Source organism: Streptomyces sp. NPDC093260 (assembly GCF_040683715.1).
Classification (GTDB): domain Bacteria; phylum Actinomycetota; class Actinomycetes; order Streptomycetales; family Streptomycetaceae; genus Streptomyces; species Streptomyces sennicomposti.
Window position 1 is genome coordinate 300,603 of record NZ_JBFBEK010000005.1, and the last position, 14,031, is coordinate 314,633.

At 73.5% G+C, this 14,031-nt stretch carries 12 protein-coding genes; 4 read left to right on the top strand and 8 right to left on the bottom strand.

The annotated features are described in order from the left end of the window. Positions 1 to 41: 41 nt before the first annotated feature. Positions 42 to 854: a hypothetical protein gene (locus AB0N63_RS09330; protein ID WP_365526444.1), complete on the bottom strand. Its 813-nt coding sequence runs from the start codon at positions 852 to 854 to the stop codon at positions 42 to 44. A 477-nt stretch (positions 855 to 1,331) separates the two neighbouring features. Here AB0N63_RS09330 and AB0N63_RS09335 point away from each other — a divergent pair, with 477 nt between their 5' ends. Both AB0N63_RS09335 and AB0N63_RS09340 read left to right on the top strand, forming a co-directional pair. Beyond that, positions 1,332 to 3,053, top strand: coding sequence for a glycoside hydrolase family 18 protein (locus tag AB0N63_RS09335; protein ID WP_365526304.1), 1,722 nt, complete (start codon positions 1,332 to 1,334; stop codon positions 3,051 to 3,053). Between the two features lie 281 nt (positions 3,054 to 3,334). Then, positions 3,335 to 3,961, top strand: a complete 627-nt coding sequence (locus AB0N63_RS09340) for a DUF2975 domain-containing protein (RefSeq protein ID WP_365526306.1) — start codon at positions 3,335 to 3,337, stop codon at positions 3,959 to 3,961. 87 nt (positions 3,962 to 4,048) lie between these two features. Here the strand turns inward: AB0N63_RS09340 and AB0N63_RS09345 are convergent, their stop codons facing one another. From AB0N63_RS09345 to AB0N63_RS09375, 7 genes are all read right to left on the bottom strand, one after another. Further along, on the bottom strand, positions 4,049 to 5,305 hold the full coding sequence (locus AB0N63_RS09345; RefSeq protein ID WP_365526308.1) for a hypothetical protein: 1,257 nt from the start codon (positions 5,303 to 5,305) through the stop codon (positions 4,049 to 4,051). Positions 5,306 to 5,421: 116 nt separating this feature from the next. Then, positions 5,422 to 5,937, bottom strand: coding sequence for a SigE family RNA polymerase sigma factor (locus AB0N63_RS09350; protein ID WP_365526310.1), 516 nt, complete (start codon positions 5,935 to 5,937; stop codon positions 5,422 to 5,424). Between the two features lie 143 nt (positions 5,938 to 6,080). Beyond that, on the bottom strand, positions 6,081 to 6,752 hold the full coding sequence (locus AB0N63_RS09355; RefSeq protein ID WP_365526313.1) for a hypothetical protein: 672 nt from the start codon (positions 6,750 to 6,752) through the stop codon (positions 6,081 to 6,083). 186 nt (positions 6,753 to 6,938) lie between these two features. Continuing rightward, positions 6,939 to 8,414, bottom strand: coding sequence for a gluconate:H+ symporter (locus AB0N63_RS09360; protein ID WP_365526316.1), 1,476 nt, complete (start codon positions 8,412 to 8,414; stop codon positions 6,939 to 6,941). 213 nt (positions 8,415 to 8,627) lie between these two features. Then, on the bottom strand, positions 8,628 to 9,038 hold the full coding sequence (locus AB0N63_RS09365; RefSeq protein ID WP_365526319.1) for a RidA family protein: 411 nt from the start codon (positions 9,036 to 9,038) through the stop codon (positions 8,628 to 8,630). Next, positions 9,035 to 9,808, bottom strand: a complete 774-nt coding sequence (locus tag AB0N63_RS09370; protein ID WP_365526322.1) for an IclR family transcriptional regulator — start codon at positions 9,806 to 9,808, stop codon at positions 9,035 to 9,037. The genes AB0N63_RS09365 and AB0N63_RS09370 overlap by 4 nt, the downstream gene beginning before the upstream one ends. Beyond that, entirely contained in the window at positions 9,805 to 10,863 is a 1,059-nt protein-coding gene (locus AB0N63_RS09375) for a sugar kinase (RefSeq protein ID WP_365526446.1), read from the bottom strand. Before AB0N63_RS09375 ends, AB0N63_RS09370 begins: the two co-directional genes overlap by 4 nt. A 217-nt stretch (positions 10,864 to 11,080) precedes the next feature. Here AB0N63_RS09375 and AB0N63_RS09380 point away from each other — a divergent pair, with 217 nt between their 5' ends. Both AB0N63_RS09380 and AB0N63_RS09385 read left to right on the top strand, forming a co-directional pair. Further along, a complete protein-coding gene (locus AB0N63_RS09380) occupies positions 11,081 to 12,346 on the top strand; it encodes an amino acid deaminase (protein WP_365526325.1) in 1,266 nt (421 codons plus the stop codon). A gap of 27 nt (positions 12,347 to 12,373) precedes the next feature. Then, a complete protein-coding gene (locus AB0N63_RS09385) occupies positions 12,374 to 14,023 on the top strand; it encodes a D-aminoacylase (protein WP_365526327.1) in 1,650 nt (549 codons plus the stop codon). Positions 14,024 to 14,031: the final 8 nt, after the last annotated feature.

Here is a 14,031-nt window from a genome sequence, read left to right on the forward strand (position 1 = left end):
GGTCGAGGGGAGCGGATGGCGGGTGGTGCGGGCTCGTCCGGTCAACCGGTGGGGGTGTGACTCTCGTGGACCGGTGGTGCGGTGGCGGAGCAGAAGACGCAGCGGTCTCCTATGACGTCGATGCCGCACCAGTGGCACACGCCCTGGCGCACGGAGGTGACCAGTTGGTAGAGGACCGACAGGTCGGGCAGGTAGGTGCAGAACTCGACGAGCTTCGACGTGCCCCACCAGGCGGCGGACTCGGCGGGCAGGGGGGCCTCGTGCAGTGCGAGCACCCGCCAGGACGGGGCGAGGGTCGTCTGCACCCAGTCGGACTGGAGCTGGCCCTTGGCGACGAGCATCCAGGTGCCGAAGTCGGGCCCGGTGAGGGCGGCTTCGGGGCCGATGCGCACGAGCTGCGGGGCGGGGTGGGCTATCACGCCGAACTGGCTGCCGGGAAGCCAGGACTTGGCGTGGGACTTCAGGCCGACGGGGACGCGGTCCAGACGGGTGACGGAGTTGAGCAGGGCACCGGCGTGGACGTAGTGGGTGAGCAGCCGGCCGGCCGAGGCGAGGACGCCGGGGCTCAGGTCGCAGGAGGCGAGCTGGCGTAACTGGCGGGCCAGGACGGCGATCCCCAGGGGCGGCAGATCTGGGCGGAACAGGGCGATGCGGTCGCTCTCCAGCAGGGAGCGGACGGTGCGCAGCCGGGCCTCGACCGTTTGGGGGACGGCCTGCGAGCACACGACGATGACGTGTCCGTGCTGGTCGAGCAGGGTCCGCATCGCGTCGAGCGCCTGCTCGAGCGGCTGCCGGTCCAGGTCGTTCAGGACCGTGGCGGGCACGGTCCGTTCGTCCTGACCGGGCAGCGCCATGTCGCCACTGGTCACAGCGATCGCAGTTGACACGCCGGCTCCCCGCTCGACCCCCGACGGCGCGCCGGCGTTCCCCTTCCGGCGCCCCGAGTTGACTTCACTGCGTGACTACCTGAGCACTGTAACTGCGCCTTCGAGGCCGGAGACAGTGGTTGTGGAGCCGGGTGACAACTGTGCGTGCGCAAGTCACTGCAAAACGGGACAGGTTGAGGGCCGTACGGGTGGAGGTCGCGCCCGAAAGCGTGGCGGCGAGGCGGGGAGTTGACCGCACGGACGGCCCGGGAAGCGGCGGAGGGTCGGGGTCCGGTGCCCCGATTTTGGTCTGGACCTCTTGACAAGGCAATTGGTCTGGACCAACTTGTACGACCAACGGTGGCCACCGCGCAGCAGCACTCCGCACCCGCTTCCCCCGCCTGCCTTTCGCTCCCTTCCCGTTCCTCCCCTCCCCCGTTTCTCCCCTCTCCCCCGGAGGCATCAGTGGACCGCGTAGCACGCACGCCCGGCAGCAGACGGCTTCGGCCGCTGAGCATCTGGTCCGGAGCCGTCACCGCGGCGCTCGCCCTCTCCTGCGCGGGCGCCGGCCAGGCCTCGGCCGCCGACGTCAACAACGCCAAGAACGCCGGCTTCGAGTCGGGTCTGAGCAACTGGACCTGTTCCGCCGGCAGCGGCGCGACCGTCTCCTCCCCGGTGCACGGCGGCTCCGCCGCGCTCAAGGCGACCCCGGCCGGGCAGGACAACGCCCAGTGCACCCAGACGGTGGCCGTCAGGCCCAACTCGACGTACACCCTGAGCGCCTGGGTGCAGGGCGGGTACGCCTACCTCGGCGCGACCGGCACGGGCACGACGGACGTGTCGACGTGGACCCCGGACACCAGCGCCTGGAAGCAGCTGCAGACCACCTTCACCACCGGCTCCTCGACCAGCTCGGTGACGGTGTACCTGCACGGCTGGTACGGCCAGGCCGCGTACTACGCCGACGACGTGTCGGTCTCCGGCCCGGACGGGGGCGGCGGCGGTGACCCGGCCCCGACGGTCCCGGCGGCGCCGGGCGGCCTCGCGGTCTCCTCGACCACGTCCTCGTCGGTGTCCCTGGCCTGGAACACCGTCTCGAACGCGACGGGCTACAACGTCTACCGCGACGGCGTGAAGGTCGCCTCGGCGACGGGCACCTCGGCGACGGTGTCGGGTCTGGCGGCCTCGACCGCGTACTCCTTCCAGGTGACGGCGACCAACGCGGCGGGCGAGTCCGCGAAGTCGGCGGCGGTGACGGCCACCACGGCGGCCACCGGCGGGGGCGGCGGAGGCGGCACGGGACTGCCCAAGCACGCGGTGACCGGCTACTGGCAGAACTTCAACAACGGCGCCACCGTCCAAAAGATCTCGGACGTCCCGGCCGCCTACGACATCATCGCGGTGGCCTTCGCCGACGCGACGACCACGCCCGGCGCGGTCACCTTCAACCTCGACTCGGCCGGCCTCAACGGCTACTCCGTCGACCAGTTCAAGGCCGACATCAAGGCCAAGCAGGCGGCCGGCAAGAAGGTCATCGTCTCGGTGGGCGGCGAGAAGGGCACGGTGTCGGTCAGCGACCCGACGTCGGCGGCCAACTTCGCCAACTCGGTGTACTCGCTGATGCAGACCTACGGCTTCGACGGCGTCGACATCGACCTGGAGAACGGCCTCAACCCGACCTACATGACGCAGGCGCTGCGCGCCCTGTCGGCGAAGGCGGGCCCGAACCTGATCATCACGATGGCCCCGCAGACCATCGACATGCAGTCCACGTCGGCCGGCTACTTCCAGACCGCGCTGAACGTCAAGGACATCCTGACCGTCGTCAACACCCAGTACTACAACAGCGGCGCGATGCTGGGCTGCGACGGCAAGGTGTACTCGCAGGGTTCGGTCGACTTCCTGACCGCCCTCGCCTGCATCCAGCTCCAGGGCGGCCTCGCCCCCTCGCAGGTCGGCCTGGGCCTGCCCGCCTCCCCCAGCGGCGCCGGCGGCGGCTACGTCTCCCCGACGGTCGTCAACAACGCCCTGGACTGCCTGACCAAGCTCACCAACTGCGGCGCGTTCAAGCCGTCCAAGGCCTACCCGGACCTGCGCGGTGCGATGACCTGGTCCACCAACTGGGACGCGGCGGCCGGCAACGCCTGGTCCAACTCGGTGGGCGCCCACGTCCACGCCCTGCCGTAACACCCGGCACCCGCTTCCCCACCGGCGCCCGCCCGGTCCCGGCTTCGTCCCGGGGCCGGGCGGGCGCGCGTCCGCGGCCGGGCGGGCGGGCGTCCCGGGCCGGGCGGGCGCGGCGCGCGTCCGGGCCGGAATCTCCGGGTCCGGCGTCTCCCGGGCTCATCTCCGGGTTCGGCCCCTCCGGCGCGTCACCCGGGCTCCGGCATCCGCGTTATCGGTCAACGACGGTGTCGACGAACGATCAGCGCGGAGCACGGTGTGCGGTGCGCGCGGCAGGGGGAGCCATGACCGCGATCAGGACGTCCGGCTGGGCCCGGCGGAACGACCGGCTGCTGGAGGCGGTGCTGGGAGCGGCCGCCGCGGTGGCCGCCGCCTTCGGGATCCTGATCCCGCTGCTCGGGGTGCTCGGCGTCACCGCTGCGACGCACACCCGTGAGGTCGGGACCGCGACCGCGGCCCGGGTGGCGGACAGCGTGACCGGAAAGACGGCCGTCGACGGCATGACCCTCACCGGAGGCCACCGCGCCGACCTGGTCCTCGCCCACCCCGGCCCGGGCCAGCGCCTGCTGCTCGCACTGCCGGAACTCGTCGGCAGCCTGCTCCTGCTGCTCGTCCTGGTCCTCCTGCTCGGGATGGTCCGGACCCTGCGCGACGGCGACGTCCTCGTCCCGCGGAACGCGCGCCGGCTGAGCCTCATCGGGCTCGCGGCGCTGGCGCAGGCCGTCCTCGCACCGGTGCTGCCTGCGCTCACCACCCGGCTGCTGGTGCGGGGCACGCCCCTGGCCGCCGAGATCCCCTTCGCGGTCACCTTCACCGGCGGGCTCCTCCTGCCGGCCCTCCTGCTCCTGGCCCTGGCGGAGGTCTTCCGACGCGGGACGCGGCTGCGCGCGGACTCCGCGGGGCCCCTCTGACACTTCCGAACGCGGCATGACGCCGCCGGGGCGGATACCTCGCCGCCCGCCTCCCCGCGGTGCGGGGAGACGGGCGGGGGCCGAGGGTCAGTTCAGGGTGTTCCACTTCGGGTCGGTGGCGATCTTCTCCAGTTGGCGCAGGGTGAGGGCCGGGGTCTTGCGGGTGGGCTCGGTGTTCTGCGCGCCCGAGTTGAAGGCGCTGATCACGACGCGGCGGCCGCCGGGGCGGATGGTGTCCACCGTCCACATGACGATGCCCGCGATGTCCTTGTCGCCGGCCGTCTTGCGCGTGACGACCTTCGTGCCGTCGGGCAGGACCTTGGCGCCGGCGCCGAACAACTCGCCCTCGACGTCCCGCATGTCGGGCTGGTCGTCGACCTGCACCAGGCTCGCGCCCTTGCCGTCGTCCACGACGACGTACCCGAACTGCGGGTCGGCGTTGCCCTTGCCCACGATCTCGACGCCCTTGGGCAGCAGTCCGGCGAGCGTCGCCGAGACGGAACCCGTCGGGCCCTTCGGCTCGTTCGGCGCGGGCTTCGGCCACTGGCTCGCGGGGATCGCGTCCGCCGCCGTGCGCCACTCCGGCGCGGTGGCCAGCTGCGTCAGCCGCGCCGCCGACAGCGGGGGTTCGGGGCGAGTGACCGGCGCCTCCTTCTCCGCCGCCGCGTTCCATTCCTGGACTTCGATGAACTGACCCGTCGGCGTGACCAGTTCGGCGCGCCACAGCTTCGTGCCGCCGCGCTTGTCCGGGTACTCGTACCCCTTCAGGATCATCAGGGCGGAGCCGTCGGCCAGTTTCGTCGTGGAGCAGCTGTCGTAGGCGATGAACACCTTGTCGGGGCACTGGGTGGTCTGGAGCGCCTCCTGGGTGCCGACCGGGACGCGGTTGATGCCGACGGTGACGGCTCCCTCGCCCCTTCCGTCGTCGTACACGCCCCTCACGTACGGGTGGTCGTCCGTCCCGCGTCCGTCGGTCTGCGTCAGCTTGCCGCCGGACAGCAGCTTCCCGAAGGTCTCGAGGAGACTCGCGGCGGACACGGCGGGTTGTGAGGCGTTCGTCTCGGCGGCCGTGGTGGCGATGCCCGCCTTGGGGCTGCCGGCGGCGGACTGCTGCCGGTCGTCACCGCCCTGGCCGGCGGGGAGGACGAGCGCCCCGCCCACCGCGACGAGCGCGACGGCGGCGACCCCGCCCGCGACGACGGCCCGGCGCCGCGCGACCAGCCGCCGGCCCCGTGCCGCGCCCTCGGCGGCCAGGTCGCGCCGGCTGGTGTCGAGGGCCGCGCCGGTGTCCCGCAGGACGTCGGTGAACCGTTCCTCGAAGGAGTCGTGGTCTGCTTCGGGCATGACGAACCGCCGTTTCTCGGACGTGGAGGGGTAAGGGGTTGGGCTGTCGGCGCGCCGGCGGTGGGACCGGGGCGGGCGGATGCGGGATCTCCCCCACGGCTCGTGCCCCGTACGGCTCAGGACCTGGCGTACTCGCCGAGCGCGTCGCCGAGCAGCAGCCGCAGCCGGGCCAGGGCGCGGACGCACCGGGTCCGGACGGCGGCGGAGCTGGTGTTCATCGCGGCGGCCGTCTCCTCGACGCTGCGGTCCTCCCAGTAGCGCAGGACGACCACCGCCCGGTCCTTCGCGGAGAGTTGGCCGAGGGCCTGGAAAAGGGTGAGCCGCAGCGAGGCGTCACCGGCCGACTCCGGCCCTGCGACCTCGGGCAGTACGTCGGTGGTGCGCTCCCTGCGGCTGCTGTGCCGGCGCCGGTGTGCCAGGAAGGTTCGGGTGAGCACGGTCTGGACGTAACCGGCCGGGTTGTCCGCGCCGGAGATCCGCCCCCACTTCAGGTACACCCGGCCGAGGGTCTCCTGGACCAGGTCCTCGGCCAGATGGGTGTCCCCGCCGGTGAGCAGACAGGCCGACCGGTACAGATGCCCGGCCCGGGCCGCCGCGAACTCCGGATAGCCGTCGTCGCGTCCCTGCCTCATGCACGCTCCCCCGCGGCTCCCGTGCCCTCCGTGGCACTCTCATCCTCTTGATGCGGTGAGCCCCTCCGGATGTTTCACAGGCTCCGGAGAGATTTTCGGGAGCCGGGAGTGGAGAGCCGGGCGCGACGTGCGGCGGCGGGCGGTCACTTCTCCTTCGAGGGCTCCCCGGCGGCGGACTCCTCGTCCTTCACGGGCGTCTCGTCCTCGGCGGCCGACTCCTCGGCCCCCTCCTCGAAGTACGCGTCCAGCACCGCGTCCAGCTGCGCCTCCCACTCGGCGAAGCGGGACCTGGCCGGGGCCTCGATCTCGATCGGGTACCAGCGGCGCTCGGGGGTGTGAACGGTGACCGTGAAGCGCTTGCCGAACCGCGGGGTCTCCGTCTCCACCGCGCCGATCTCGTCCCAGCGGAACTCGCACTCCTGGTCGTCCAGGCTGAGCCGTACGCCCCGGTGGTCGGCGAGGATCCGCGCCCGGCGGTCGGCGGCCTCGAACACCGGCCCGTCGGCGGCGGCTTCGGCCCCCGGGTCGGCTCCCTCGGTGGTCCCGGCCTCTTCGACGGACTCCGTCCCGGCGTCGGCGGCCTCGGCGGCCTTCGCCCCGGCGGCCTCGGGGACCGCGTCTTCCGGGACCGCCGCCGAGGACGTCGTTCCGGCGGCGGCCGACGGCGTCTCCTCCGGCTCCGCCCCCGGTCCCCCGTCCGCGGGGTCGGCCGCCGCGGGCGGCGTGAGGCCGGGGATGAAGGCCGGGTCGAAACCGGCCCCCGTCACGGGCTCGTTCTTCAGGGGCCGGCTGCTCGAACCTATGCGCTGCTCCACAGCGCGAAGTATGGTCGACAAACCTGTGCGAGGCACTGTCGGGCCCGACTTCGTTATCAGACGCCAACACCGCGCGACCGGACGCCACTCGCGAACGGCAGGACGCCGGCACCGCGCGACCGGACGCCGGCTCCTCCCAGCCGGACGCCGGCACCGCGCGGCCGGACGCCGCCCCGCACCGCGGCCCTACACGAAGACGCTCAGCACCGCCGCCACCGCGAACCCCGCCAGCGACAGCACGCTCTCCAGCACCGTCCACGTCTTGAGCGTGTCCCGCTCGCTGATGCCGAAGTACTTCGCCACCATCCAGAACCCGCCGTCGTTGACGTGCGAGGCGAAGATGGAGCCGGCCGAGATCGCCATGATGACCAGGGCGACGAAGGCCTGCGAGTGGTGGCCCTCGGACAGCAGCGGGGCGACGATGCCCGCCGTCGTCACGATGGCCACCGTCGCCGATCCCTGCGCGACCCGCAGCACCAGCGAGATCAGGTACGACAGCACGATGACCGGCAGGCCCACGCCGTTGAAGGTGTCCGAGAGGGCCTGCGCGACCCCGCTCGCCTTCAGCACCGCGCCGAACACCCCGCCCGCGCCGACCACCAGCAGGATGTTGCCGACCGGCTTCAGGGACGCCGTCGACACCGCCTCCAGGGACTTGCGCGACCAACCCCGGCGGATGCCGAGCAGGTAGTAGGCGAGCACCAGGGCGATGGTGAGCGCCACGAACGGGTGTCCGAAGAACTCGATCACCGAGCGGCCCGTCGACGGGTCCAGCGCGACCGAGGAGAAGGTGGCGGCGAGGATCAGCACCAGGGGCGTGCCGATGATCCCGAGGACGGTGCCGAGCGCCACCGGAGCCTCCCTCGGCTCGACGCCGGAGGCCCGCTGCTCGGCGAGGACCGCCCGGCGGGCCTCCTCGGCCGCCTCGACCATGTCCTGCGGCACCTCGACGAAGACCCGCTTGCCGATCCAGGCCGCGTACGCCCAGGCGGCCAGCACCGCGGGGATGCCGCAGACGACGCCCATGAGGATGATCCAGCCGAGCTGGACGTGGAGCAGTCCCGCGGCGGCCACCGGGCCGGGGTGCGGGGGCAGGAAGGCGTGGGTCATGGACAGGCCGGCCAGCAGCGGCAGGCAGTACAGGACGATCGACCGGCCGCCCCGCTTGGCGGCGGCGTAGACGAGGGGCGCGAGGACGAAGATGCCCACGTCGAAGAAGACCGGGATGCCGAAGATCAGGCCGGTCAGGCCCATGGCGAGGGGCGCGCGCCGTTCGCCGAAGAGGTTCAGCAGCCGGGAGGCCAGCACCTCCGCGCCGCCGCTGACCTCCAGGATCGCGCCGAGCATGGTGCCCAGGCCGATGATGATGGCGACGTGGCCGAGGATGCCGCCCATGCCGGACTCGATGGTGGAGACGGCGTCCGAGCGCTGGACCGTGCCGAAGAGTTCGGTGACGGACAGGCCGGCCAGCAGGCCGACGGCTATGGAGACGGCGAGCAGCGCCACGAACGGCTGGAGCCGGGCCTTGATGATCAGGAAGAGCAGCAGGGCGATGCCGATGCCGGCCACCAGCAGCAGGCCGGGGGTGCCGTCGAGGAGGAGGAGCAGGCCGCCGGTGTGCGGGGGCGCGGCCGGGGCGGCGGCAGCGAGCGAAGGGGACATACGGGGGGTCCTCTGCGGAAGTGGGGTGAGGGGCGTAAGTGCATGGGGCTTTCGGGCAGGGCGGGTCGCGGCACGGCGCCCGGGGGGTGGTGGGCGCCGTGCCGTGCGGGAGTGCGGGTGAGGGAGGCGGTGACGGACTCGCCCCAGGGGGAACACGGGACCGGGTCCGTCCCGTACGGCCCCGGTCGGGGGCGGCCTCCGCCGGCTACGGCCTCAGCCGAGGACGGCGAGCGCGTCGATCTCGATGAGGAGCCCCGCGGGCAGACCGACGTAGACGGTGGTGCGCGCGGCGGGCGGCTGGGTGAGGCCCTGCTCCTCGAAGTACTGGTTGTAGATCGCGTTCATCTCGGCGAAGTGGTCCACGTCGGTGAGGTAGACGCGGATCATCATCACGTCGTCCCAGCTCGCGCCGCCCTCTTCGAGGATCGCCTTCACGTTGGCGAGGGTCTGGAGGGTCTGCTCGCGCAGGCCGGGACCGACGGGCGTGGGGGGCTTGCCCTCCTCGGCGGGCAGGAAGCCGACCTGGCCGGCGACCTGGAGGATGTTGCCCTTCCTGACCCCGTGGGAGAACTTCGCGGGCGGGACGGTGTGGGTCTGGGGGGTGAGGGCGGTCTTCTCGGTCATGCGGGGTCCCTGTCTGGGGTCGGTACGGGGGTTCTGCCGGAGTACTCGCCGCTGATGGCGTCCGCGGTACGGCGCACCAGCGGGAGCAGGGTGAGGAGTTCGTCGGCGGTGACGACGACGTTCGGCGCGGAGACCGACATCGCGGCGACCACCCGGCCGTCGGCGCCGCGGATGGGGGCGGCGACGCAGTTGATGGACTCCTCGTGGCCGCCGAGGTCGGTGGCCCAGCCCTGTTCGCGCACGGTCGCCAGTTCCGTGAGGAAGGCGGCGGGGCCGGGCGTCGAACGGGCCGTGTACAGGGGGTAGTCGAGCTTCTCGGCGACCGCGCGCCGCTCGGGCTCGGGCAGGTCGGCCAGGAGCAGCTTGGCGACGGCGGCGACGGTGATGGCGACCGGGCGGCCGATCCGCGAGTACATGCGGACCGGGTAGCGGCTGTCCACCTTGTCGATGTAGAGGACCTCGCCCTCCTCGTACACGGCGAGGTGCACGGTGTGGCCGCAGGCCTCGTTGAGGCGGACCAGGTGGGGGTGGGCGATCCCGCGGACGTCGAGGTTCTCCATCGCCTCCTGGGCGAGGGCGAAGAGGCGGGCGCCGAGGCGGTAGCGCTGGTCGGACTGGCGGTAGACCAGGCCGTGTTCGTGGAGGGTGCGCAGCAGGCGCAGCGCGGTGGACTTGTGGACGCCGAGACGGTCGGCGACCTTCCCGAGGTCGGCGGGGCCTTCGGCGAGCAGCGGCAGGATGCTCAGGGCGCGGTCGACGGTCTGGCTCATGGGGTGCGTACCTCCTCCTCGGCCCGCCGGGCGGTGCGCGTCCAGCCGGGGCCGAGTCGCAGTCTCCCCCACGCGGCGTCGTCGAGGGCGGCCAGCCGGTCGGCGTGGTCGCGGGCGGGCGGCGCGGCGAGGTCGCCGGGGACGGTGAGGGCGGCGGCGGCCGCGAGGTGGCCGTGGCGCAGCCGGTCGCGGACGGGCAGGCCGCGCAGGGTGGCGGAGAGGAACCCGGCGGCGAAGGCGTCGCCGGCGCCGACGTGGGCGACGACGTCGACGCGCGGGGCGGCGACGCGGGTGTCGGTGTCATGCGTGGCGGTGCCGTCGGCGGCCCCGGCCTCGCCCGCCCGCTCGGCGTTCCGCTCGAACGCGGTCGCCCCGTCCGCCCCCTGCTTGACGACGACGATCCCCGGCTCGGGCAGCGCCTCGCGCACGGCCCGGCCGCCGCGCAGGTCCCAGGCGGCGCGGGCCTCGTCGTCGCCGACGAAGACGATGTCGGCGCGGCGGGCCAGCTCCAGCAGGACGCGTGGCCCGTCGGCGTCGGGCCACAGCGCGGGCCGGAAGTTCACGTCGAAGGAGACCAGCGGGCGCCCGGGCCCGGGGGCCGTCAGCTCGCGCAGCAGTTCCAGGCAGTCGCCGGAGAGCGCCGCCGTGATGCCCGACAGGTGCAGCACGCGGCAGGCGCGCAGCGCGGCCACGTCGATCGTGCGGGCGGACATCGCGGAGGCCGCCGAGCCGGCCCGGTAGTACGCCACCTCGTGGGCGTCGGTGGCGCGGTCGCCGGCGGTGCGGAAGTAGACGCCGGTGGGGCGGTGGGGGTCACGGCGCACGGCGTCCACGTCGACGCCCCAGGAGCCGATCGTCCCCACCAGGTGATCGCCGAAGCCGTCCGCGCCGACCCGGCTCACCCAGCGCACGGAGTGCCCGGCGGCGGCGAGCACGCAGGCCACGTTGGACTCGGCGCCGCCGATGCCGCGCTGGAAGGACGGCACGTCGGCGAGGCGGCCGGGGCGGGAGGGGCGGAAGGCGACCATGGACTCGCCGAGCGTCGCGACGTCCACGGCGCGCACAGCCGGGGCGGCTTCGGCACCGGTACCGCTGTCCTTGCCGTCGCCGGGGCTGTTGCGGGGTCCGCTGGCGGTCACGATGCTCGTAGCTCCTCGGTGCCGGGGTGCGGGGACGTCCGTTGACCTCGCGTGGCCGAGATGTTAGACAGCAGTGAGCGACATGCGCAATGAGCGTTGCATTCAGTGCAACGCCGCTGATCAGGGAGGTTCCGTGAGCACCGAGGCACTCGCCGGGCTGGACGAGGAACGCGTCGACCACCGCTTCAAGGGCCTCCCCCCGGACGCGGACGGCCTGACCGTGGGCGAACTGGCGGCCCAGCGCCGCAACCTCTTCACCGGCGGCTTCACCACGCCCGTGCTCGCGCTGTCCGCCGAGCGCCTGGAGCACAACCTGAGGCTGATGGAGACGTACACGGAGCGCCACGGCCTCGCCTTCGCGCCGCACGGCAAGACCTCCATGGCCCCGCGGCTGTTCCAGCGGCAGCTCGACCACGGCGCGTGGGGCATCACCCTCGCGCTGCCGCACCAGGTGCGGGTGGCGCGGGAGTTCGGCGTACGGCGGATCTTCCTGGCCAACGAGGTCGTGGACCCGGCCGCCCTGCGCTGGTTCGCCGCCGAACTCGCCGCCGACCCGTCCTTCCGCCTGGTCTGCTACGTCGACTCGGTGCGCGGCGTGGAGCTGATGGACGCGGCGCTGCGCGGCGCCGCCCGGCCGCTGGACGTGGTGGTCGAACTCGCCGCCGGGGAGGGCGCCCGGACCGGTGCGCGCACCGAGGCCGACTGCGCGGCGGTCGCGGACGCGGTGGCCGCCGCGCCGACGCTGCGGCTGGCCGGCGTCGCCGGATACGAGGGCGAGGTGCCTGAGGCCGACCCGGACCGGGTGCGGGCGTATCTGCGACGGCTGGTGGAGCTGGCGGCCGGCTTCGACCGGGCCGGGCGGTTCCAGGGGCTGGAGGAGATCGTGGTGAGCGCGGGCGGCAGCGCCTGGTTCGACGCGGTGGCCGACGTGTTCGCCGGCATCCCCTCACTCTCGTCGCCCGTACTGAAGTTGCTGCGTTCAGGCGCGTACGTCTCGCACGACGACGGTCGCTACCGGCAGGTCACCCCGTTCAACCGGGTGCCCGGGGAAGGCGCGCTGGAGTCCGCGTTCCGGCTGTGGGCGCAGGTCGTCTCCCGGCCCTCGGCCGGACAGGCCTTCGCCAACGCGGGCAAGCGGGACGCCGCCTACGACCTGGACCTGCCCGTGGCGCAGGTGGTGCGGCGCGACGGCGTGGAGCGTCCCGCGACGGGCGTCACGGTCACCGGCCTGTCCGACCAGCACACCTGGCTGGAGACCGCGCCGGACGCCGACGTGCGGGTCGGCGACTGGATCGGCCTGGGCCTGTCCCACCCCTGCACGTCCTTCGACAAGTGGTCCCTCATCCCGGTGGCGGAGGCGGACGGGACGGTCGTGGAGTACGTACGGACGTTCTTCTAGCCCGCGCCACCGCGGAAGGAGTCACCCATGGACCCCGTCGAGCTCGCCGACTTCGCCGATCTCGTCGTCCGGGACGCGGACGTCGTGGACGGCACCGGCGCGCCCTCCTACCGCGCGGACGTGGCGGTCAGGGACGGCAGGATCGTCTCGATCGTGAAGGAGGCCGCCTCGGCGGGCTGCCGGCGGCCGCGCGCGCGACGCGAGCTGGACGCGGAGGGCCTGGTCCTCTCCCCCGGCTTCGTCGACATGCACGCCCACAGCGATCTGGAGCTGCTGCGCGACCCCGACCACAGCGCGAAGGCCGCGCAGGGCGTCACGCTGGAGGTGATCGGCCAGGACGGCCTGTCGTACGCGCCGGTGGACGACCGGACGCTCGCCGAGGTGCGCCGGGCCATCACCGGCTGGAACGGCCACGGCGACGACATCGACTTCTCCTGGCGGTCGGTGGGCGCGTACCTGGACCGCCTCGACCACGGCTTCGACGGCGAGGGCATCGCCGTGAACGCGGCCTACCTCATCCCGCAGGGCACCGTCCGCGCGCTCGCCGTGGGCTGGGACGACCGCCCGGCCACGCCCCAGGAGCTGGACCGGATGCGGCGGTCGGTCGCCGAGGGCATGGAACAGGGCGCGGTCGGCATGTCCTCCGGGCTCACCTACACACCCGGCATGTACGCCGAGGACGCCGAACTCACCGAGCTGTGCCGGGTGGTGGCGGGGTACGGCGGCTACTACTGCCCGCACCACCGCAGTTACGGCGCGGGCGCGCTGGAGGCGTACGCGGAGATGGTGGCGCTCAGCCGCGCGGCCGGCTGCCCGTTGCACCTCGCCCACGCCACCATGAACTTCGGCCCGAACAAGGGCCGGGCGCCCGAGCTGCTGGCCCTGCTGGACGAGGCGCTGGCCGCCGGGGCCGACATCACCCTCGACACCTACCCGTACACCCCCGGCTGCACCACCTTGGTGGCCCTGCTGCCGAGTTGGGCGAGCGAGGGCGGCCCGGACCGCGTCCTCGGCCGACTCGCCGACGAGGCGACCGCCGAGCGCGTGCGCCGCGACCTGGAGGTGACCGGCTCCGACGGCTGCCACGGGGTGCCGGTGGAGTGGGAGACGATCGAGGTCTCCGGCGTCACGGCCCCCGCGCTCGCCGGGTACGTCGGCCGGACGGTCGCCGAGTCGGCGGCGCGGCGCGGCGAGAGCCCGTGGACCGTCGCCCGCCGGCTGCTGGTCGAGGACCGGCTCGGCACGACGATCCTCCAGCACGTGGGCCACGAGGAGAACGTCCAGGCGATCATGCGGCACCCCGTCCACACCGGCGGCTCCGACGGCATCCTGCGCGGGACCAAGCCGCACCCCCGCGCCTACGGCACCTTCCCGCGCTACCTCGGTCACTACGTGCGGGAGTTGGGCGTGCTGTCGCTGGAGGAGTGCGTCGCGCACCTGACCGGGCGGCCGGCGGCGCGGCTGCGGCTGCCCGACCGGGGCGTGGTGCGCGAGGGGTACCGGGCCGACCTGGTCCTGTTCGACCCGGCGACCGTCGCGGCGGGCGCCACCTTCGAGCAGCCGCGCACCCTGCCGACCGGCATCCCGTACGTGCTGATCGACGGCCGGTTCGTGATCGAGGACGGCCGGCGCACGGACGTGCTGGCGGGGCGGGCGGTCCGCCGTGCTCCGGCGTGACCGCCCGC

Excerpts from the sequence above, each read along its gene's own strand:
- AB0N63_RS09330 (WP_365526444.1), bottom strand. The coding sequence starts at position 854 with ATGGCGCTGCCCGGTCAGGACGAACGGACCGTGCCCGCCACGGTCCTG.
- AB0N63_RS09340 (WP_365526306.1), top strand. The coding sequence starts at position 3,335 with ATGACCGCGATCAGGACGTCCGGCTGGGCCCGGCGGAACGACCGGCTG.
- AB0N63_RS09345 (WP_365526308.1), bottom strand. The coding sequence starts at position 5,305 with ATGCCCGAAGCAGACCACGACTCCTTCGAGGAACGGTTCACCGACGTC.
- AB0N63_RS09350 (WP_365526310.1), bottom strand. The coding sequence starts at position 5,937 with ATGAGGCAGGGACGCGACGACGGCTATCCGGAGTTCGCGGCGGCCCGG.
- AB0N63_RS09360 (WP_365526316.1), bottom strand. The coding sequence starts at position 8,414 with ATGTCCCCTTCGCTCGCTGCCGCCGCCCCGGCCGCGCCCCCGCACACC.
- AB0N63_RS09365 (WP_365526319.1), bottom strand. The coding sequence starts at position 9,038 with ATGACCGAGAAGACCGCCCTCACCCCCCAGACCCACACCGTCCCGCCC.
- AB0N63_RS09370 (WP_365526322.1), bottom strand. The coding sequence starts at position 9,808 with ATGAGCCAGACCGTCGACCGCGCCCTGAGCATCCTGCCGCTGCTCGCC.
- AB0N63_RS09385 (WP_365526327.1), top strand. The coding sequence starts at position 12,374 with ATGGACCCCGTCGAGCTCGCCGACTTCGCCGATCTCGTCGTCCGGGAC.